The organism is Pseudoflavonifractor sp. MSJ-37 (genome assembly GCF_018917965.1).
GTDB lineage: Bacteria > Bacillota > Clostridia > Oscillospirales > Oscillospiraceae > Pseudoflavonifractor_A.
The window spans coordinates 1-18,624 of the sequence record NZ_JAHLPP010000001.1 but is presented as its reverse complement, the minus strand read 5'-3'; the positions used below and the strand labels follow the sequence as shown (position 1 = coordinate 18,624).

The 18,624-nt window shown below is 63.3% G+C and carries 20 protein-coding genes and 1 rRNA gene; 7 read left to right on the top strand and 14 right to left on the bottom strand.

The genetic code is table 11. The annotated features are described in order from the left end of the window. Positions 1–7 precede the first annotated feature (7 nt). Both KQI12_RS00105 and KQI12_RS00100 read left to right on the top strand, forming a co-directional pair. Positions 8–634: an RNA polymerase sigma factor gene (locus KQI12_RS00105; protein WP_253290741.1), complete on the top strand. Its 627-nt coding sequence runs from the start codon at positions 8–10 to the stop codon at positions 632–634. Continuing rightward, a complete protein-coding gene (locus tag KQI12_RS00100) occupies positions 627–1,271 on the top strand; it encodes a hypothetical protein (RefSeq protein WP_216569745.1) in 645 nt (214 codons plus the stop codon). The genes KQI12_RS00105 and KQI12_RS00100 overlap by 8 nt, the downstream gene beginning before the upstream one ends. Before the next feature lie 6 nt (positions 1,272–1,277). Here the strand turns inward: KQI12_RS00100 and sleB are convergent, their stop codons facing one another. Further along, positions 1,278–1,970, bottom strand: coding sequence for a spore cortex-lytic enzyme (sleB, locus tag KQI12_RS00095; RefSeq protein ID WP_216569744.1), 693 nt, complete (start codon positions 1,968–1,970; stop codon positions 1,278–1,280). Between the two features lie 171 nt (positions 1,971–2,141). Between sleB and KQI12_RS00090 the strand changes: the two genes are divergently transcribed. Then, positions 2,142–2,414 (top strand): translation initiation factor 2, encoded by a 273-nt coding sequence (locus KQI12_RS00090; RefSeq protein WP_216569743.1) that lies wholly within the window; start codon positions 2,142–2,144, stop codon positions 2,412–2,414. A 220-nt stretch (positions 2,415–2,634) separates the two neighbouring features. Here the strand turns inward: KQI12_RS00090 and KQI12_RS00085 are convergent, their stop codons facing one another. Both KQI12_RS00085 and KQI12_RS00080 read right to left on the bottom strand, forming a co-directional pair. After that, positions 2,635–3,945 (bottom strand): lactate racemase domain-containing protein, encoded by a 1,311-nt coding sequence (locus KQI12_RS00085; protein ID WP_216569741.1) that lies wholly within the window; start codon positions 3,943–3,945, stop codon positions 2,635–2,637. 121 nt (positions 3,946–4,066) lie between these two features. Beyond that, positions 4,067–5,434, bottom strand: coding sequence for a GntP family permease (locus KQI12_RS00080; protein WP_216569738.1), 1,368 nt, complete (start codon positions 5,432–5,434; stop codon positions 4,067–4,069). A 601-nt stretch (positions 5,435–6,035) separates the two neighbouring features. On the opposite strand from KQI12_RS00080, the gene KQI12_RS00075 reads away from it, so the two are divergent. Then, positions 6,036–7,826, top strand: coding sequence for a PrpR N-terminal domain-containing protein (locus KQI12_RS00075; protein WP_216569735.1), 1,791 nt, complete (start codon positions 6,036–6,038; stop codon positions 7,824–7,826). Positions 7,827–7,936: 110 nt separating this feature from the next. Here KQI12_RS00075 and atpC read toward each other — a convergent pair whose 3' ends face one another. The 9 genes from atpC to KQI12_RS00030 form a co-directional block, all read right to left on the bottom strand. Beyond that, entirely contained in the window at positions 7,937–8,341 is a 405-nt protein-coding gene (atpC, locus tag KQI12_RS00070; protein ID WP_216569732.1) for an ATP synthase F1 subunit epsilon, read from the bottom strand. A gap of 1 nt (position 8,342) precedes the next feature. Next, positions 8,343–9,740, bottom strand: a complete 1,398-nt coding sequence (atpD, locus tag KQI12_RS00065) for a F0F1 ATP synthase subunit beta (protein WP_216569729.1) — start codon at positions 9,738–9,740, stop codon at positions 8,343–8,345. A 35-nt stretch (positions 9,741–9,775) separates the two neighbouring features. After that, a complete protein-coding gene (atpG, locus tag KQI12_RS00060; protein ID WP_216569727.1) occupies positions 9,776–10,657 on the bottom strand; it encodes an ATP synthase F1 subunit gamma in 882 nt (293 codons plus the stop codon). Next, positions 10,645–12,168 carry a F0F1 ATP synthase subunit alpha gene (gene atpA, locus KQI12_RS00055; protein ID WP_216569725.1) on the bottom strand — a complete coding sequence of 508 codons (1,524 nt, stop codon included), beginning with the start codon at positions 12,166–12,168 and terminating at the stop codon, positions 10,645–10,647. Before atpA ends, atpG begins: the two co-directional genes overlap by 13 nt. Beyond that, positions 12,165–12,689, bottom strand: coding sequence for an ATP synthase F1 subunit delta (gene atpH, locus KQI12_RS00050; RefSeq protein WP_216569722.1), 525 nt, complete (start codon positions 12,687–12,689; stop codon positions 12,165–12,167). The genes atpA and atpH overlap by 4 nt, the downstream gene beginning before the upstream one ends. Next, positions 12,686–13,174, bottom strand: coding sequence for a F0F1 ATP synthase subunit B (gene atpF, locus KQI12_RS00045; RefSeq protein WP_216569720.1), 489 nt, complete (start codon positions 13,172–13,174; stop codon positions 12,686–12,688). Before atpF ends, atpH begins: the two co-directional genes overlap by 4 nt. 13 nt (positions 13,175–13,187) lie before the next feature. Beyond that, the gene (atpE, locus tag KQI12_RS00040; RefSeq protein WP_216569717.1) at positions 13,188–13,406 is read right to left on the bottom strand and encodes an ATP synthase F0 subunit C; all 219 of its coding nucleotides are present in this window, start codon (positions 13,404–13,406) and stop codon (positions 13,188–13,190) included. Positions 13,407–13,435: 29 nt separating this feature from the next. Next, positions 13,436–14,137, bottom strand: coding sequence for a F0F1 ATP synthase subunit A (locus KQI12_RS00035; protein WP_216571295.1), 702 nt, complete (start codon positions 14,135–14,137; stop codon positions 13,436–13,438). A gap of 158 nt (positions 14,138–14,295) precedes the next feature. Continuing rightward, a complete protein-coding gene (locus KQI12_RS00030) occupies positions 14,296–14,778 on the bottom strand; it encodes a DUF2798 domain-containing protein (protein ID WP_216569714.1) in 483 nt (160 codons plus the stop codon). Positions 14,779–15,003: 225 nt separating this feature from the next. Here KQI12_RS00030 and KQI12_RS00025 point away from each other — a divergent pair, with 225 nt between their 5' ends. The 3 genes from KQI12_RS00025 to KQI12_RS00015 all read left to right on the top strand — a co-directional run bounded on the left by KQI12_RS00025 (position 15,004) and on the right by KQI12_RS00015 (position 17,673). After that, positions 15,004–16,656, top strand: coding sequence for a sensor histidine kinase (locus KQI12_RS00025; protein WP_216569712.1), 1,653 nt, complete (start codon positions 15,004–15,006; stop codon positions 16,654–16,656). Then, positions 16,628–17,308: a response regulator gene (locus tag KQI12_RS00020; RefSeq protein WP_216569709.1), complete on the top strand. Its 681-nt coding sequence runs from the start codon at positions 16,628–16,630 to the stop codon at positions 17,306–17,308. The genes KQI12_RS00025 and KQI12_RS00020 overlap by 29 nt, the downstream gene beginning before the upstream one ends. 71 nt (positions 17,309–17,379) lie before the next feature. Continuing rightward, positions 17,380–17,673 (top strand): hypothetical protein, encoded by a 294-nt coding sequence (locus KQI12_RS00015; protein WP_216569707.1) that lies wholly within the window; start codon positions 17,380–17,382, stop codon positions 17,671–17,673. A gap of 62 nt (positions 17,674–17,735) precedes the next feature. On the opposite strand, the gene sfsA is transcribed toward KQI12_RS00015, so the two are convergent. Both sfsA and rrf read right to left on the bottom strand, forming a co-directional pair. Beyond that, positions 17,736–18,419, bottom strand: a complete 684-nt coding sequence (gene sfsA / locus KQI12_RS00010; protein WP_216569705.1) for a DNA/RNA nuclease SfsA — start codon at positions 18,417–18,419, stop codon at positions 17,736–17,738. A gap of 63 nt (positions 18,420–18,482) precedes the next feature. Next, positions 18,483–18,598, bottom strand: a 5S ribosomal RNA gene (rrf, locus tag KQI12_RS00005). Positions 18,599–18,624: the final 26 nt, after the last annotated feature.

Here is an 18,624-nt window from a genome sequence, read left to right as displayed (position 1 = left end):
TGTTCCATTGGAAGTCTGTCTCTACGATCCCTCCGTCCTCTTCCCGCCGGTCCGGCGGCAGGGCGGTCCCTTGGCCCGCCTGCTGGCGGCCATCCGCGGCTTCTTTTCCGCAGAGCCCCCGGCGGAGGCCTCTGCCGCCGTCCCGGACCATGCCGCCCTGTCCAGGCAGGCGGAGCGGATGCTCACCGACTATGGCGACAGCATCCTCCGTCTGGCCTACTCCTATCTCCACAACAAGAGCGACGCGGAGGATATCCTCCAGGACACTCTGATCCAATTCCTCCGGACGGCCCCGGCGCTGGAGAACGCCCGCCATGAGAAGGCCTGGCTCCTGACCGTGGCGGCCAATCTCAGCAAGAACAAGATCCAGGCGCAGAAGCTCCGCCAGACCGATGAGCTCAGCGAGGCGCTGGCGGCGGAGCCCCGGGAGGATCTGTCCTATGTATGGGAGGCCGTGAAGGCTCTGCCGCTGGCCTGCCGGGAGGCGGTCCACCTGTTCTATCAGGAGGGCTATACTACGGCGGAGATCGGCCGGATCCTGGGGCGGAACGAGTCCACGGTCCGGTCGGACCTGCGGCGGGGCCGGATCCGGCTCCGTGAGATCTTACAGGAGGGCTATGGCTTCGATGGATGAGTATAAGGAGATCATGGAACATATCAAGGTCGATGACGCGATGCGGGCCCGGGTCCTCCAGCGCCTCCGGGAGGCCGAGGCGGAGCTGGATGCTCCGGCGGCTCCCGGCAAAATGCTCCTCCGCTTCCCCCGCTGGAAGCAGTGGGCGGCGGCCGCCGCCTGCTTCGCGGTCCTGCTGGCCGGGGCCGCCACGCTGGGACTGCCGCCCCTCCAGCCCCAGCCCTCGCCCAGCGAGCCCATCGCCCTGTATCCCGGCAGTCCGGTGGAGTGCGCCTCCCTGACGGAGCTGTCCGAGCGGTCCGGCGTGCCCCTGACCGAGCTGTCCGGCCTCCCCTTCTCCGTGGAGGAGGAGACCTACCTGCTCATCGGGGACGACCTGGCAGAGCTCCAGTATCAGGGCGAGGGCCAGATGGCCCTCTTCCGCAGGTCCCCCGGCGATGGGGACATCTCCGGGGACTACAATATCTATGCCGTCTCTCAGACGGTGGACATCGGCGGGACCTCCGTGCTCCTGAAGGGAAACGAGGCGGGCTGGAGCCTGGCCCTCTGGACCAAAGACGGCTATGCCTGTTCCCTGTCCCTCAGCGTCCCGGCGGATCAGGCCGTCTGGACCGCCCTGATCCAGTCCGCCCAGTGACCGGGCTCAGGAGCAGAACCGGTGCTTCCCGATCGTCTTGATCAGGGGGCGGCTCCAGATCCAGGCGCTGGTGGCGGTGGCGGGATTGAAGTAGTAGATCGCGCCGCCGCTGGGATCCGCCCCGTTGATGGCGTCCCGGGCGGCCCGGACCGAGGAATCGGCCACCGGCTCGTCGAACTGGCCGTCCACCATACAGGTGAATGCTCCGGGCTGGTATACCACCCCCGCGATCGTATTGGGGAAGGACGGATGCTCCACCCGGTTGAGGATCACCGCCCCCACCGCCACCTGACCGCTGTATGGCTCGCCCCGGGCCTCGGCGGAGATCACCCGCGCCAGGAGTTCCACCTCCGTGCTTTGGAAGCCGGAGGCGGAGCTTCCGTCGTCCTCCTCTTCCCCGCCCATCATGCCAAGCGCGTCCAGCGTGGCGGGACCGGCCACGCCGTCGGCGGTGAGGCCGTTGCGCTGTTGGAAATACCGTACCGCCCGGGCCGTTCCGCTCCCGTACACCCCGTCCACCGCGCCGTCGTAGTAGCCCCAGTTCTTCAGCTTGGTCTGGATGGTCCGCACCGGGGCCCCGCTGGAGCCCTGCCGATAGGCGGCGGCCTGGGCCGCGATCTGGAGCAGGCCGATGAGCAGGATATTCACCAGGAATATCAGACACAGTCCCCGGACGACCGTTTTCCTCTCCTTGCGCATGGGATCGAACCTCCTTGCCCGGCGGGTCCGGGCCTGAATGCTCCTAGTGTACGGCGGACGGGCCGGGACTATGCGGGGCCGTCTCCAGCAGATCCTGCCCGTCCTGTATGATCCTTCCACATCCGGTCCATACTGTTGGGGACAGCATCCAAACAGGAAGGAAGTGGCGATATGGTGAAAGGGGTATCCAAGCGGGCGATCGTAGTACGAACACCGGACCCCCGGCTGTTCGAAGAGGCGATCTTCATCGTTCGGGAGGAGGCGTTCAGCGCGCAGGGCGTCTCGGCGGAACAGGTGCTCCAGGAGGCCCGGAGCGCCGCCCGCGGCTACATGGAGCGCAACGTCCCCCTCCGCCGGCTCCGGCGGATCCCGATGCCGGTGAGCCTGGCCTTGGGGGCGCTGATCGCCACCCTCTGCTGGGCGGCGGCGCTCTGGGCCGTGTGACCGTCCGCGGCAAGCGATCCCATTTCGTATTATTTCATCTTTTTATCACTGATCGGAGTCGTGGCATTCGCCAATGTCCGACTCGAAGCTGCCCCAAAAACAGAGCATCCCCAGCCGTCACCGGCTGGGGATGCTCTGTTTCTACTCCACTAAAGTCGAAAATTGGGAAGGTTTTCGGGAGCATATATAAAGGGAAGGGAAAGCGTTGTCAAAGTCCCTCTTACCAGAGGTTGCCGTTCTCGTCGAAGCCCCAGGGCTCAGGCTCGCCCATCAGCTCCAGGTTGGGGTTGGCCTTCACCTCGTCGATCAGGGCCTCAGAGACCCAGATGTCCCGGATCTCCATGGTGTTCTTGATGCGGACGATCTTGGCGTGATCCTTGTCGATGCCGTTGCAGACACGGACGGCCAGCTGGATGGCCCGCTCGTCGCTGTGGCCGAAGATGGGCATCTTGACCATGTTCACCAGAGTGGAGGTCATGGCGTTGGGGTAGGTCACGTCAGGGACGGCCTTGTCGATCAGGCGCTTGGTGGTCACATCGGCCACGCCGATGCCGTTGAAGTTGCCGTGGCTCTCATCGGTCAGGTCCAGCACCACACAGCGCTGGGCGTCGATGGGGCCGGGGACCTCGTTGCGCTGGCGGCCGGGGCTGCCGAAGGTGCCGGAGACGTTGGGATCCATGCCGTCGCCGGAGATGTTCTTGCCCAGCTTGTCCACCACCAGCACGTCGGCCTTCTCGATCCACAGGCGGCCCATCTTGCTGTTGGCCTCCTTCAGGAGCTCAGGCTCCTGCTCCCAAATCTCCTTGGCGTCCAGAGCCGCGATCTTATAGGTCTGGTCGTAGGCGTTCTCGATGATGCCCACGCCGGCCACGATGTTGGTATGGTCGAAGATCACACGGGCGAACTGCGGCATGACGCGGCCCATGTTCTGGAAGCCGGACTCATGGACGGACTCGGCGCCGTGCTGCTTGCCCATGCCGATGACGGACATCTTCAGCAGGCCGCTCTCGTAGGGGCCGCGGAAGGAGGTGTGCGCCTTGATGCGGCCGCACAGGATCACGCCGTCGGCCTCATGGGCGTACTTGTCGATGAACACAGGGCTGCCCTCCACGGTGGTGCCCAGCTGCACGGTCTCCATGGTGGCACGGAGCGGGCATCCCATGGTCTCTTCGGTGACGCCATAGCTCTCCAGGACCTCCAGCTGGCCCTCGGGGGTGGCGCCGCCGTGGCTGCCCATGGCGGGGAACACGAAGGGCTCCGCGCCGCACTCCTTCACGAAGTCCACGATGGCGCGGACGATGATGGCGATGTTGGCGATGCCGCGGCTGCCGCAGGTGACGGCGATGCTCATGCCGGGCTTGATGTTCTTGCGGACGTTCTCCCGCTCCAGCTGAGCGTGGACCACGCCGGGCAGATCCTTGGGGTCGATATGGGTGGTGTCGAACTTCTGGTGGACCTTGACCATCTTGGGGAGGGTCACAGTCTGACAGAGCTGCATGGGCACACTGTTCTTGTCGCTCTCAAAAGCCATGGAAACAACTTCCTTTCTGATAAAGAGAAAATGGAAAAGTTTAACTCAAGCAAGCCGGATAAGACGCTCCGCACGCCCGCCCGAGGGCTGACGTGCGGAGCAGAGTCAAAGAGAGACGTTATCAGGCCATGGGAAGGATGGTCGCGCCGATCAGGGCGGCGATCAGAGTGAGGAAGGACACGACGAAGATAGGCCAGGTGTAGGTCTTCAGACCGCCGGTGACGGTGAAGCCGGACAGGTTGGTGCAGACCCAGAAGCCGGAGTCGTTCACGTGGCCGATGGAGATGCCGCCCGCCAGGCAGGCCATGGCGACCCACACGGGATGGACCGCGATGTTGGGCACGATGGTGGACATGATGGTCATGGAGGTGATGCCGGCCACGGTGCCGGAGCCCTGGGCCACACGGAAGATGAAGCCGATGAAGTAGGCAAACAGGATCACGCTGATGACGGAGCCGGTGCCGATGTTCAGGGTGCTGATCAGAGCATCGCCGATGTTGGTGGTGCTGATGATGGTGCCGAAGGAACCGCCGGCGCCGGTGATGGCCAGAGCCACGCCGGCATTGCCCAGGGCGTTGTTGGCGGAAGCCTCAGCGGCCTTGAAGCCGATGAACTTCCACGCGATGACATAGGCCACCAGGACGGCCATGAGCAGGGTGAAGATCTTGTTGCTCAGCAGGGACACCACCAGAGAGTCGGAGGGAGTGCCGGAAGCCTGCAGGGCGGAGCTGATCAGGATCAGCACCACGGGCAGCAGCAGGGGGATCATGGACAGGCCGAAGGAGGGCTGGGGCAGATCCTTGCGGTTGGCCTCATGCTCGGACAGGTTCTTGAGCACGTCCACCTCATGGTTGACGTCCATCTTGTCGTTGAAGAAGCCCTTGTCCAGGACCTTGGTGGTGATCAGCATGGCGGGGATCAGCACGATGGCGCCCACCACCAGGCCGACGACCATCTGAGTGCCCAGAGAGTAGCCCAGCAGGTCAGGAGCGGCCAGAGGGTTGGGCGTGGGGGGGATGTAGGTCTGAGCGATGACGTCGCCGATGATCAGGGCGGTGGCCACATAGCTCATGGGACGGTTGATCTCCTTGGCGACCGCGATGCCGATGGGGATCAGGATGATGAAGGTGATGTCGAAGAACACGGGGATGGCCAGCAGGAAGCCGGCGCCCGCCAGGGCCCACATGACGTACTTAGAGGGCACGGCGTGGACCAGGGTGGTGGCGATCTTCTGGGCCATGCCGGTGTCGCTCATCAGCTGGCCCAGCAGGACGCCCAGACCGATGGGAAGACCGATGCTGGTCATCATGCTGCCGAAGCCGGAAGCGATGGTGGACAGAGTGTCGATGACACCCAGGCCGCAGGAGATGCCCATGTAGGCGCTGGCGATGACCAGGCTCACCATGGGGTTCAGTTTCGGGATCAGGATCAGGCCGATGATCAGGGCGATGGAGATCGCCAAGTTCACCACGAGCATAGTACTGCTCATACTACATTCTCCTCTCGGAATTAGGATGTGGAACATGGACGGAGTTCTCTCTCCCCCGCCGATGTTCCATTTTAAGACTGCTTCAGCCGACGGCGGTCCAGCCTTCCCACTGCCCATCCGTTCTGTTCCACAGTCCCGACCGCAGGCGACCTCCCCCGTCCAAACGATCGGGACGACGGCGGACCTGCGATCCGGTGCTACTCATTCTATCAGGACGCTCGATCGTATGCAATGACTTGCGTCGGGTCCTTTTGTCTTATTTTGAAACGCATTCCAAAAATATTCTCTGTTTTTTGTCGATTTCGTGCGTCGCGTTTCCATTTCGATACGGTCATCCGCGTCGCTCCCGCTCCGCGTTCGCAGTTCCGTTCAATTCTGATCCATTTTTTGCCGCAAATCTGAGGGCCTTCTATCCGCTCCTTCTGTATCTATTTTCCGTTTCCTCCACGCCTCGTCTGTGCGATCTGTCTCCATGGTCCCGCCTCCGCGTTCTTTTGGTGACGTTCCATGTTTTCTTCTGGAACGGCTGCCGATCCCTTGCGTTTTGCAACACACTATGATAGAATATGTTTCAAATAGAAATGGTAAAGGTAGTGATGCTATGGCAGAGGATAAGATCCGTATCCTCGGCATCGTCCCCTATGACGGGATGAAGACTCTGATGCTCAATGTGGCCGCGGAGTATCCCCAGATCGAGATGGACGTGGCGATCGGCAACATGGAGCAGGCCGCCGAGATCGCCCGCCAGCGCTTCCACTCCGGCTATGACCTGATCCTCTCCCGGGGCGGCACGGCCCGCCTCCTGCGACAGTACGATCTGCCGGTGGTCGAGGTGGACATCTCCCTCTACGACATCCTCCGGGCCCTGCGGCTCTCCAACGGGCTGGAGGGCAAGGTGGCCATGGTGGTCTACGCCGACATCGGCACCGATGCCCAGACCCTCTGCGACCTGCTGGGCTTCAACATCGACATCGTGCAGGCCCACTCCATCGACGAGCTGGAGCCCCTCCTCCGCCAGCTCCAGAAGCAGGAGTACACCACGGTCCTGTCCGACACGGTGGCCAACCTGACCGCCAAGCGGATCGGGCTCAACTCCATCCTCATCACCTCCGGCCCGGAGAGCATCGAGCGCGCCCTCAAGAGCGCCCTGGCCCTGTGTTGCAGCCATCAGTATCTCCGGCGGGAGAACCGCTTCCTGCGGCAGGTGCTGGACGGCCAGGAGGGCATCGCTGTCCTGGACCCCGCCGACCGGGAGTTCATCTTCTCCACTCTGGAGGCCCCGCCTCCGGCCCTGCTGGACGAACTGAAGGAACTGGCCGCCGGGGATGAGAGCGACCCGGAGGAGCGCCAGTACTCCCGCCACATCCGTGGCACGCTCTATCTGATCCGCCGCCGCCGGCTCCGTCTGGAGGACCAGGAGCGGGTGGTGTTCTATGTGAAGATGCGCCGCTTCCCGATCGCTCCCGCCCAGCTCGGCCTCCGGTCCATCAGCCGCCAGGAGGCCGTGGAGGCCACCGCCGACGACGCGTTCAACTACACCTCGCTGAACGATGACCTGCAAAAGCACATCATCCGCCTCACCGCCAGCACCCAGCCCCTGGTCATCGGCGGAGAGTACGGCACGGAGCGGGACCAGCTGGTCAGCCGCCTCTATGCCCAGGGCCGTCTGCGGGGCAGCGCCCTGGGCAGCATCAACTGCGCTCTGGTCAACGACAAGGGCTGGAAGTTCCTGCTGGAGCACCACGACTCCCCCCTGATGGATCCCGGAAACGTGCTCTACTTCTCCAGCGTGGACACCCTCTCCTCCGACCGGCTCCAGCAGCTGGTCGCCCTGCTGGAGGAGATCGACGGCAGCCGGAGCCGCCGCCTGATCTTCTCCTGCGGCTATACCGAGGACCACCAGCTCTCTGCCAACGGCCGCTGGCTCCTGGACCGGCTCAACGGCCTCTCCCTCATCATGCCGCCCCTGCGGGAGATGAAGGACACGATCCCCACCCTGCTCCGGCTCACCCTGAGCCATCTGAGCACCGACGCCACCCATCCGGTGCTGGGCGCCAGCGAGGGGGCCATCCGTCTCCTCCAGGAGTACCGCTGGCCCCACAACTATTACCAGTTCCGCCGCATCGTGAAGGAGCTCACTGTGGTGGCCACCGGCCAGACCATCACCGAGGACGATGTGCGCCAGGTCCTCAAGGGAGAGCGCTACGAGTGCATCTCCAGCCAGCCCGGCGCCAAGGTCATGGCCCCGCTGGACCTGAGCCAGCCGCTCCACGACATCGACCGGGAGATCATCCGCCGGGTCGTCGAAGAGATGGGCGGCAACCAGACCGCCGCCGCCAAGCGTCTGGGCATCAGCCGCACTACGCTCTGGAGATTTCTCAGGGAGAAATAACGATACGTATTCAAAAACAGCGTCAAAAACGCCCTCACGGTCTGTGGCTGGACCGTGAGGGCGTTTCCATCTATCGGGCTCTTTTCTCCAAAGCAGGGTGACGATGTCGTTCAGCGGCGGGTCTTGAGGCGGGCCATGGCCCGGGCCAGAGCGGCCTTGGAGTGGTAGTACTCCTGGATGCTCTCCTTCTGGCGGAGGCGTTCCTCGGCCCGCTGCCTGGCGGCCTCGGCCCGCTTGCGGTCGATCTCCTCCGGGTGCTCGGCAAAGCCCACCAGCAGGATCACATAGTCGGGCTTGACCTCGGCGAAGCCGGAGCCCACGGCGGCGGGCTCCCACTTGCCGTCCACCTTGTAGCGCAGCTCGCCCGGCTCGATGGCGGTGACGGCCGGCTCATGGTCGGCGTAGATCCCCATCTCGCCGTCCACGGCGGGGATCACCAGCGCCTCCGCGGGGCCGATGTAGAACTGCCGCTCCGGGGTGATGATCTCCAGAGTGAAGGTGCGGGTATCCGCCATCTCACACCGCCCCCATCTTGCGGGCTTTCTCCACGACCTCGTCCACGTTGCCCACATTGCTGAAGGCGGCCTCGGGATACCTGTCCAGCTCACCGCCCAGGATGGTCTCGAAGGACCGGAGGGTGTCGTCCAGCTTCACATAGCGGCCCTCCAGGCCGGTGAACTGCTCGGCCACGGAGAAGGGCTGGGAGAAGAACTGCTGGATCCGGCGGGCACGCTCCACGATGCGCTTGTCCCCCTCGGACAGCTCCTCCATGCCCAGAATCGCGATGATGTCCTGGAGCTCCCGGTAGCGCTGGAGCAGCTCCTGCACGCCCCGGGCGATCTTGTAGTGCCGTTCGCCCACCACGTCGGGCTCCAGGATCCGGGAGGTGGACTCCAGAGGATCCACAGCGGGATAGATGCCCTGCTCCACGATCTTGCGGGACAGGACCGTCGTGGCGTCCAGATGGGCGAAGGTGGTGGCGGGGGCGGGGTCGGTCAGGTCGTCGGCGGGGACATAGACGGCCTGGACGGAGGTGATGGCGCCGTTCTTGGTGGAGGTGATGCGCTCCTGAAGGGCGCCCATCTCATTCGCCAGGGTGGGCTGATAACCCACGGCAGAGGGCATCCGGCCCATGAGGGCGGAGACCTCGCTGCCGGCCTGGACATAGCGGAAGATGTTGTCGATGAAGAGCAGGACGTTCTGCTTCTCTTTATCGCGGAAGTACTCGGCCATGGTCAGGCCCGTGAGGGCCACACGCATACGGGCTCCCGGCGGCTCGTTCATCTGGCCGAAGACCAGGGCGGTCTTGTCGATGACGCCGGACTCGCCCATCTCCCGCCACAGGTCGTTGCCCTCACGGGTGCGCTCGCCCACGCCGGTGAAGATGGAGTAGCCGCCGTGCTCGGTGGCGATGTTGTGGATCAGCTCCTGGATCAGCACGGTCTTGCCCACACCGGCGCCGCCGAACAGTCCGATCTTGCCGCCCTTGGCATAAGGGGCCAGCAGGTCGATGACCTTGATGCCGGTCTCGAAGAGGTCCACCACGGGGCGCTGGTCCTCGAAGGCCGGGGGCTGGCGGTGGATCGACCATTTCTCTTTGGTCTCCACCTGGCCCTTGCCGTCGATGGCGTCGCCCAGGACGTTGAACATCCGGCCCAGAGTCTCCTCCCCCACGGGGACGGAGATGGGCGCTCCGGTGGCCGTGACGCTCATGCCGCGGCCCAGGCCCTCGCTGGTGGAGAGCATGATGCACCGCACGGTGTCGCCGCCCACGTGCTGGGCGACCTCCATGACCTGGCGCTTGCCGTCCAGCTCCACCTCCAGGGCCTCTTTGATCTCCGGCAGACCTCCGGAGAAGCTCACGTCTACGACAGGTCCCATGACCTGTACGATCGTGCCTTTGTTCTCACTCATATCGTTATCCCCTTTCGGGCGTTCCTGACATAGGTTCATTGGGCTGCCTGCGCGCCGCCCACCACCTCGGTGATCTCCTGCGTGATGGCGGACTGGCGGGCCCGGTCATAGGACAGGTCCAGCTCCTGGAGCATGGCCCTGGCGTTGTCGGTGGAGGACTTCATGGCGGTCATCCGAGCATTCTGCTCCGAACAGTAGGATTCCACCATGGCGCTGAAGAGCAGGCCCTTCAAATAGCCGGGGACCAGCCGGTCCATGACTGCCTCCGTGGAGGGGATGTAGACCACGTCCCGGTGGTAGCAGTCCCGGTCCCGCTCGTAGACCGGAAACTCGTCCGGGTCCAGCGGCAGGAGCTTGTGGACGGTGGGCTCCAGCTTGAAGGAGCTGACCATGTTGGTGAAGATCACATAGATCTCGTCCAGATCGCCCTCCAGATAGAGCTGTATCATGGTCTCCGACATATCCCGGGCCCGCGGCACCGTGGGGTCCTGAGCGGTGTAGAGGAACTCGCCGTCGATGGGGATGCCCCGTTCGGTGAAATAGCTCCGGCCCACCTGACCCACCACGAAGAGGGAGGTATTGGGGTATCGGGCCATCCGCTCCTCGGCCAGCTTCAGGATGTTGTGGTTATAGGCTCCGGCCAGGCCCTTGTCGCCGGTGATGACCAGGAAGCCCATCCTCCGGTCCTCCGGCCGGATGTCCGGCCGTTTGTCGAAGAAGCGGTGCTGGATCTCCGGGGAGTGGTGCAGGATATCGGAGATCGTGGCCTCGATCTTCTTGAAATAAGGCTCCACCTCATTGAGCTGTCTGCGGGCTTTGCGCAGGTTGGAGGAGGAGATCAGATACATGGCGTTGGTGATCTTCAGGGTCTGCTCCACGCTCTTGATGTGGGTGCGGATCTCTTTTATGCTTGCCATGTGGCGCTCACCCGCTTCTTAGCGTCCTCCAGCACGGAGCGGATGGTCTCCACGGCGGGAGCGCTCAGGTTGCCGGTGGACTGGATCTCATCCATCACATCGTGGTGCTCGTCCTCCATCTCCTTGGCGAAGGCCAGAGCGAAGTCCCGGGCCTTGTCCAGAGGCACATCGTCCAGCAGACCGTTGGTGGCCGCATAGAGGATGACGGCCTGACGGCTCACGGGCATGGGGTGGTACAGGGGCTGCTTGAGCAGCTCCAGCAGCCGCCGTCCGTGGTCCAGAGAATGCTGGGTGGCGGCATCCAGATCGGAGGCGAACTGGGTGAACACCTCCAGCTCCCGGAAGCGGGCCAGGTCGATGCGCAGGGTGCCAGCCGTCTTTTTGATAGCGCGGGTCTGGGCCGCGCCGCCCACACGGGAAACGGACAGGCCCACGTTGACGGCGGGCCGCTGGCCGGAGAAGAACAGGTCGCTCTCCAGATAGATCTGGCCGTCGGTGATGGAGATCACGTTGGTGGGGATGTAGGCCGATACGTCACCGGCCTGGGTCTCGATGATGGGCAGAGCGGTCATAGAGCCGCCGCCGTATTCCTTCGTCAGGCGGCAGGCCCGCTCCAGCAGACGGGAGTGCAGATAGAACACGTCGCCGGGATAGGCCTCACGGCCGGGAGACCGCTTCAGCAGCAGGGACAGGGTCCGGTAGGCTACCGCGTGCTTGGACAGGTCGTCATAGACGATCAGCACGTCCCTGCCCTGGCTCATGAAGTACTCGCCCATGGCCGCGCCGGCATAGGGCGCGATGTACTGCAAGGGGGCGGAGTCGCTGGCGGTGGCGGAGACGATGATGGAGTAGTCCATGGCGCCGTGCTTCTTGAGGGTGTCCTGCACCCGGGCCACAGTAGAGGCCTTCTGGCCGATAGCCACATAGATGCAGACCACATCCTGCCCCTTCTGGTTCAAGATGGTGTCCACCGCGATGGCGGTCTTGCCGGTCTGCCGGTCGCCGATGATCAGCTCACGCTGGCCCCGGCCGATGGGCACCATGGCGTCGATGGCCAGGATGCCGGTCTGGAGGGGCACGTTCACCGGCTCACGGGTGACTACGCCGCTGGCCTCATGCTCGATGGGGCGGGTCTCGCGGGTCTCGATGGGGCCCAGGCCGTCGATGGGCCTGCCCAGCACGTCCACCACGCGGCCCAGCAGGCCGTCGCCCACGGGCACATCGGCGGGATGGCCGGTGCGCTTGACCACGGTGCCCTCCCGGACGCCCGCGTCGCTGCCCAGCAGGACCACGCCCACGCTGTCCCGGGACAGGTCCATGACCATGCCCTTCACTCCGGTGTCCAGCTCTACCAGCTCACCGTAGACGGCCTTCTCCAGGCCGTAGACGGTGGCGATGCCGTCGCCGATCTCCAAGACGGTGCCGGTCTCGTCCCGGCGGACCTTGGTATCGTACCCCGCGATCTCCTCCCGCAGGATGGAGACGATCTCCTCGGGTCTTGTCTTCGTCATGCCATTCGCCTCTCTTCCAACTGCCGGCTCAGACCGGCGAGCGCGCCGCGGACGCTCTTGTCATAAGTCATGCCCTCGATCTCCAGCGTGAAGCCGCCCACCAGAGCGGGGTCCACCCGGATCTCGAAGAGGATGTCGGACTTCTGATGGAGCTTGCACAGCGCTTCCCTGAGCTTGTCCAGCTCGGCCTGCTCCGGTTCATGGGCGCAGATCATGACACAGCGGGCCTTGCCGTGGGCGGCCAGGTCCTGGTCCTCGAAGGCGGTGATGATCTCCGGCAGGAGCTCCATCCGCCCTTTCTCCGCCAGCAGGCCGTAGAACCGCTGGAGGATGATGTGGCCGTCCAGCAGAGGCAGGCGGAGCAGGACCCGCTTCTTCTCCCCCGGCTGGACGGCGGGAGAACACAGAGCCTCCCAGAGCTCCGCGTCCTCCATCATGGCCCTGGCGGTCTCCTGGAGCGTGCCCTCATCAGGGCCTACGCTGTACAGGGCCTTCGCGTAACGGGCGGCCAGTTCGCTCATGCGCCCTCACCTACTTCCGTCAGGAAGGAATCCACCAGTGCCTTGTCATCGGCGGCATCCATGGACTTCTGGGCCACCTTGGCGGCGGCCAGCAGGGCCAGAGAGGCCACCTCGTTCTTGGCGCCCCGGAGCATGACCTGCCGCTCCTCGTCGATCTGAGCCCGCGCCTCCGCATGGACCCGGCGGACATCGTCCTCGGCCTCGGCCAGCTTGGCCTCATAGGCGCGCTGGCCCCGGTCCTGAGCCTCCGCCACGATCTTGGCTGCATCCTGATGGGCCCGGGTCAGCTTTCCTTCGTATTCCTCTTTCAGCTCCTGTGCCCGGCGGTCGTTCTCCTGGGCGGAGTCCATCTGCTCCTTGATGAGCGAGGCCCGCTTCTCCAGGATCTCGTTCACCCGGCCGAAGAGGAACTTGCGCAGGAACAGGTAGAGCACCACCAGATCGATGATGGTGAAAATGATCGTGGATCCCTGGAATTCCAGCATCGGGGACGCCCCCTTAACCCATGAAGATGATCAGCAGCGCGGTGATGAAGCCGAAGATGGCGGTACCTTCTGCCAGAGCACAGCCCAGCAGGAGCGCACTGTTGATCTTGCCGGCCGCCTCAGGCTGACGGGCGATGGCCTCGCTGGCCTTGGCGGTGGCGAGGCCGATGCCGATGCCGGCGCCGACGCCGGTGAAGACAGCCAGAGCTGCTGCGATGATCCCGATAGACATGATAGATTCCTCCTATTTTTTCGTCTGTTTCAATCTTCTTCCTTGATGCCCTCACCGGTGAACAGAGTGGTGAGGAACACGAACACGGTCGTCTGGATCAGCCCGTCGAACAGGTCGAAATACAGGCTGAACACCGCCGGTAGGATCACCGGCGCCACGTATTTGAGCATCTCCATGATGATGAAGGCGCCCAGGATGTTGCCGAAGAGCCGCATGCACAGGGCCAGCGGCCGCACTGCCACCTCCATCAGGTTGATGGGGATCAGCAGAGGCATGGGTTCGGCGAACCTCTTCATGCCGCCCAGCAGGCCGTTGTACCGGAACTGGGCCCCGTAGATGAGCAGCATGCTCATCAGTGCTAGAGCCGCCGTCACGCTGATGTCCTTGGTCGGCGGCGTCAGGCCGAAGATGCCGATCATATTGGACAAGGCGATGTACAGCGCCACCGTCCCCAGCCAGGGGGCGAAGGGCTTCCAGTGACTGCCCAGGTTGTCCTTCATGAAGCCGTTCAGGAACTCCACCGCGCTCTCCAGCGCCGCCTGGACCTTACCGGGGTCCCGGACTCTCAGGTCCCTCGTCAGGAACAGGGTCAGCAGCATCAGCGCCGCCATGATGATCCAGGTCACCACCACCGAGTCCGCCACCGGGATGCCCCCGAACAGTGGGATCGTGAAGGCCACCCTGTTGCCCAACTCACCGACCAGCGTTTCCTTGAATGCGTCCAAATACATCACCTCTCTTGTGCGGGCCCTATCTTACTCCAGATCTTCCTCCAGCGTAACCCTTTGGAAAGTAAAAAAAGTATCGAAAGCGCGTGCCGCATGAAAAGGCCGGCGGCGTCCCGAAACGGGGACGCCGCCGGCGTTCTGCTGTCCTTCCTTCGCTTCTGTCAGGCCAGGACCTTCCCCTCCGGGAAGGCGGTCCGGAACACCTTCCGGACCAGCGGCCCCGCGATCAGAAGCTGGAAGGGCAGGGCCATGATGAAGTTCCGTGGGATATTGCCCAGCCACATCAGGGGCACGTTCCCCCAGGCGCCGGTGTGGAACGCGCCCTCGCAGGCCCCGTACAGGGACATGATGAGCACCATGGGCACCACCATACAGCAGGACACGCAGATCACCTTTTTCAGCACGCCGTCCTCCGGTCTCACCAGGAAGCGGAAGGCGAAGCCCTTCGCCAGACCGGACACCAGGAACCAGTCACAGCACATGGCGAATACATAGGCGACAGGGAAGCCCAGCCAGCCGGCACGGATCGTCTCCAGGCTCAGGCCGCCGTGCTGGATGGCCACGTTATACATACTCATCCACAGCACCATGGTGAAGCACATGAGTACGGTGTAGATGAGGCTCTCTCGTTTGTTCTGGGGCATTGGGGGTCCTCCTCGATGTTTTGGTATTTCGAGCCGGCGGATCCGGCTCTGCACAAGGGATCATGATACCAGATATGCGCTCCGCTCGTAATTGTGGATCTCTCCAAGATCTGCCTCCTGTCTGGTCCATATTTCGCTCCGCTTTGACAGGGCAGGGAAAACGTCTTATACTGATATCGTTCCTTCTTTCCGATCCGTCCCGCTGTTTTCAAAGGAGGCCGTCCTATGTCCCTATCCCGTCCCTCCATCCGGGCCCAGCTCATGCGGCTGAGCCTGATCATCGTGCTGTCCTCTCTGGTGATCGCGCTCACCGGCACGTTGTATCTGACTCTGCGCAGCGAGCGCCATGCCATGGACAACAGCCTTCTGAACTCCGCTTCGATCCTCTCCCAGGTCCCGCTGGTCCGGGAGACTCTGGAGGAGGGCGCTCCAGCAGAAGATCTGACGGATTTCCTGGACCAGACCACCTCCCATGTGTCTGACATCGACCTCATCCTGATCTGCGGCAAGGACGACACGATCTATTATGCCCCCGATGCCAAAGACATCGGTACCGCCTATACCGGGACTGCTCAGGCGGATATCCTGGCCGGAGCCGGCCCCTATACCTCCAATGAGACCGGCCCCATGGGCTCCGACCACTCGGCCTATGCCCCTGTCCACGGCACGGATGGGGAACTCATCGGCTATGTGCTGGTCGGCATCTATACCCGAAGCATGACGGCCCTCACGCTCTCCACCGTGATCCGCTTCGTTGGCATGGGCCTCATCGCGGCGGTGCTGGCCTCTCTGCTGGCCCTGCGGCTCTCCAAGAGCATCAAAGAGTCCCTCATGGGCTATGAGCCTGAGGTCCTCACCCGTCGATTCCTCCAGCGGGAGGACATCCTGGAGGCGTTGGAAGAAGGCGTCATGGCCATCGACAAGGAGAAGAACATCATCTTTCTCAATGCCTCTGCGGCCCAGATGCTCTCTTTGGACCAAAAGACTGCCGTAGGTCAGCCGCTCCACACGGTCTATCCCCGTTCCACCCTGGACCGGATCCTCCGCACCGGCCGGGCCGAGTACAATGTGAGCATGAGTTCACTGAAGGACGTGCGGGTCCTTGCGGACCGGCTCCCTCTGTACGAGAACGGCAAACTGGCCGGGGCTGTGGGCATCTTCCGCAACCGCACGGAGGTCACTCAGCTGGCCGACGACCTGACCGGTGTGCGCCACATGGTAGAGGCTATGCGTGCTTATACCCACGAATTCATGAACAAGCTCCATGTGATCCTGGGCCTGCTCCAAATCGGCGAGCCCGAGAAGGCCCAAGAGTACATCATGGACATCTCCCGCACCCAGCAGCAGGCCGTACGCCGCATCATGGTCCAGATCCGAGAACCCTCTGTGGCGGCTCTCCTGGTAGGCAAGACCAGCCGGGCCAACGAGCTGGGCATCCGCCTGACGCTGGACCGGGAGAGCGCCCTGCGGGAGGACAGCCCCTGGCTCTCCCCAGACGCCTATGTGACCCTGCTGGGCAACCTGATTGAGAACGCCATCGAGAGCCTTGACCGCTCCGCCCGGGAGAACAAGGAGATCGCCGTCAGCATCCGGGAGAGCGATGATGCCCTCCTCCTCTGTGTAGAGGACACTGGCCCAGGCATCCCGGTGGACCTGCGCGGCAAGCTCTTCCAGCGTGGGATCTCCAGCAAGGGCTCGGGCCGTGGCACCGGTCTCGCTCTGGTGCGGGAAATCGTGGATGCCTACCGGGGCGAGATCCGGGTGGAGTCCGAGTCCGGGGTCGGCACCTCGTTCTTCCTCACCTTCCACCGAGAGGATGACGCCAAAACCGAAAAGGAGTGGATCCCCTTTGTATCAAGTCGTGATCGTAGAGGATGACCCCATGGTCTCCCTTTTGAACAAGACCTTCACCGAACGGGACGCCCGGTTCCAGGTGGCCCAGTCCTTCCGAGACGGCCGCGCCGCGCTGGAGTGGATCTCGGTCCATCCGGCAGACCTGCTGATCCTGGACGTCTATATGCCCGGTATCACCGGTGCGGAGCTTCTCCACGAGCTGCGCGCCCGGGACGTCCATACTGACGCCATCATGGTCACTGCCGCCAATGATGTGGAGACGGTAGACGCCATGCTCCATCTTGGCGTGGTGGACTATCTCTTCAAGCCCTTCACTCAGCAGCGCTTCCAACAGGCACTGGACCGCTTCTGCCGCCATCGTGAGACCATGGCAGGCCGTGCCGTAAGTCAGGAGGCTTTGGACAAGCTCCTCTCCCGGAGCCATCCCGCTCAAGAGCGGAGCGCCCCACCCAAAGGCTTCCAGCAGAGCACCTTGGATCTCCTCCGGGACTGTCTCCGGAACGCCCCCGCCGCCGGTCTGTCCAGCGAAGCCCTCTCACAAGCCACCGCCCTCTCTGTGGTGACCGTCCGTCGCTATATGAATTATTTGGTGGAGCAGGGCGAGGCCATCTCTGCCGTGAATTATGACACCGGCGGCCGCCCCTGCCGGCTCTACCATCTGCCCGGTCTCTCCTAAACGCTTCTGTTTTCCACTCTCCCGGCATATCCTGTGGAAAACAGGCCGTATATCGGGAGGTGGATGCTCTCATGGAGCCACGAAAGCAGAGCGATATCAGCCGCCTGGCCATCTGCGTGACCGCCGCCCTGGCCCTTTATGCCGGGGCCGAACCCCTCTGCACCACCCTCAAACTCCCCTATGAGCGATATCGCCCCTGGCTGGAGCAGAACAAGCTTCAGGCCATCGCCGTCGGGGCGGCCATCCTCTACGCCCTGTCTCTGATCCTGTTCCCATCCGAGACAGGACTAGCCAGCGGCCCTATTCCCGATGAGACCCCAGCATCTGCTCCAGAAGGCTTCCAGCCAGTGGCCGGAGCAGAGTGATATCTTCACCAAAAAACGCCCCGCAGCCCTTTTTCAAAGACTGCGGGGCGTTCTCTCATCGTTCAAAGCTCGACTGGGATCGGATCTGCCATCGTGATACGGTCCGGAGCCACATGACAGGTCCGGGCAAAGATGTCCACCCCAGCCTCTCGCGCCCGTCGGAGAGCCTCGCCAAAAGCGGGTTGGGTCCGGTCATTAGGACGAAACGCACAGGCCCGTTCCATCTGGACCACGAGACAGAGCGCCGCCTCATAGCCCTCGGCGTGGCATGCGATGAGTTCTTCCACGTGCTTGAGGCCGCGCTCCGTAGGCGCGTCCGGGAAAAGGACGAGGCCATCCGCCTCCAGCGTGACGCCTTTCACCTCTACAAAGCCCTTCGCTCCGCCAGCAGCTTCCCAATAAAAGTCGAACCGTGACCGGCCAAACCGGCTCTCCGGCCGCAGACACGTCAAATCTGTCCTCCAGCGTCCGGACTCCGCCCACTCCTGGAACACCCGATTGGGCGCCTGAGCGTCCATATTGATGAGAAGGCCTTCCTTCTCCACCGCTATCAGGTCGAACTTCGTCTTGCGCTCCGGTTTGTCTGACCGCTCCAAGTAGACCGGGCAACCCGGCACAAGCAGTTCCCGGCAGCGTCCGGTGTTCTTCACATGGACGGTCTCCACGGCCCCATCCAACTCCACATGGGCGATGAATCGGTTAGGGCGGTCTTGAAAGATGCCTCTCCGGATATGCTGATACCGCATCTGCTCCACCATCCTTTTGATTTGGACAGAAAAAAACGGACAGTCGAAACTGTCCGTCCTTTGTGTCGGCATTACCTATCTTCCCAGCCCGTCTCCAGGCAAGTATTTTCGGCGCAGGTGAGCTTAACTTCTGTGTTCGGGATGGGTACAGGTGGACCCTCACCGCAATCAACACCGACTGTCTCTATTCTACTCTTTTCTCGCT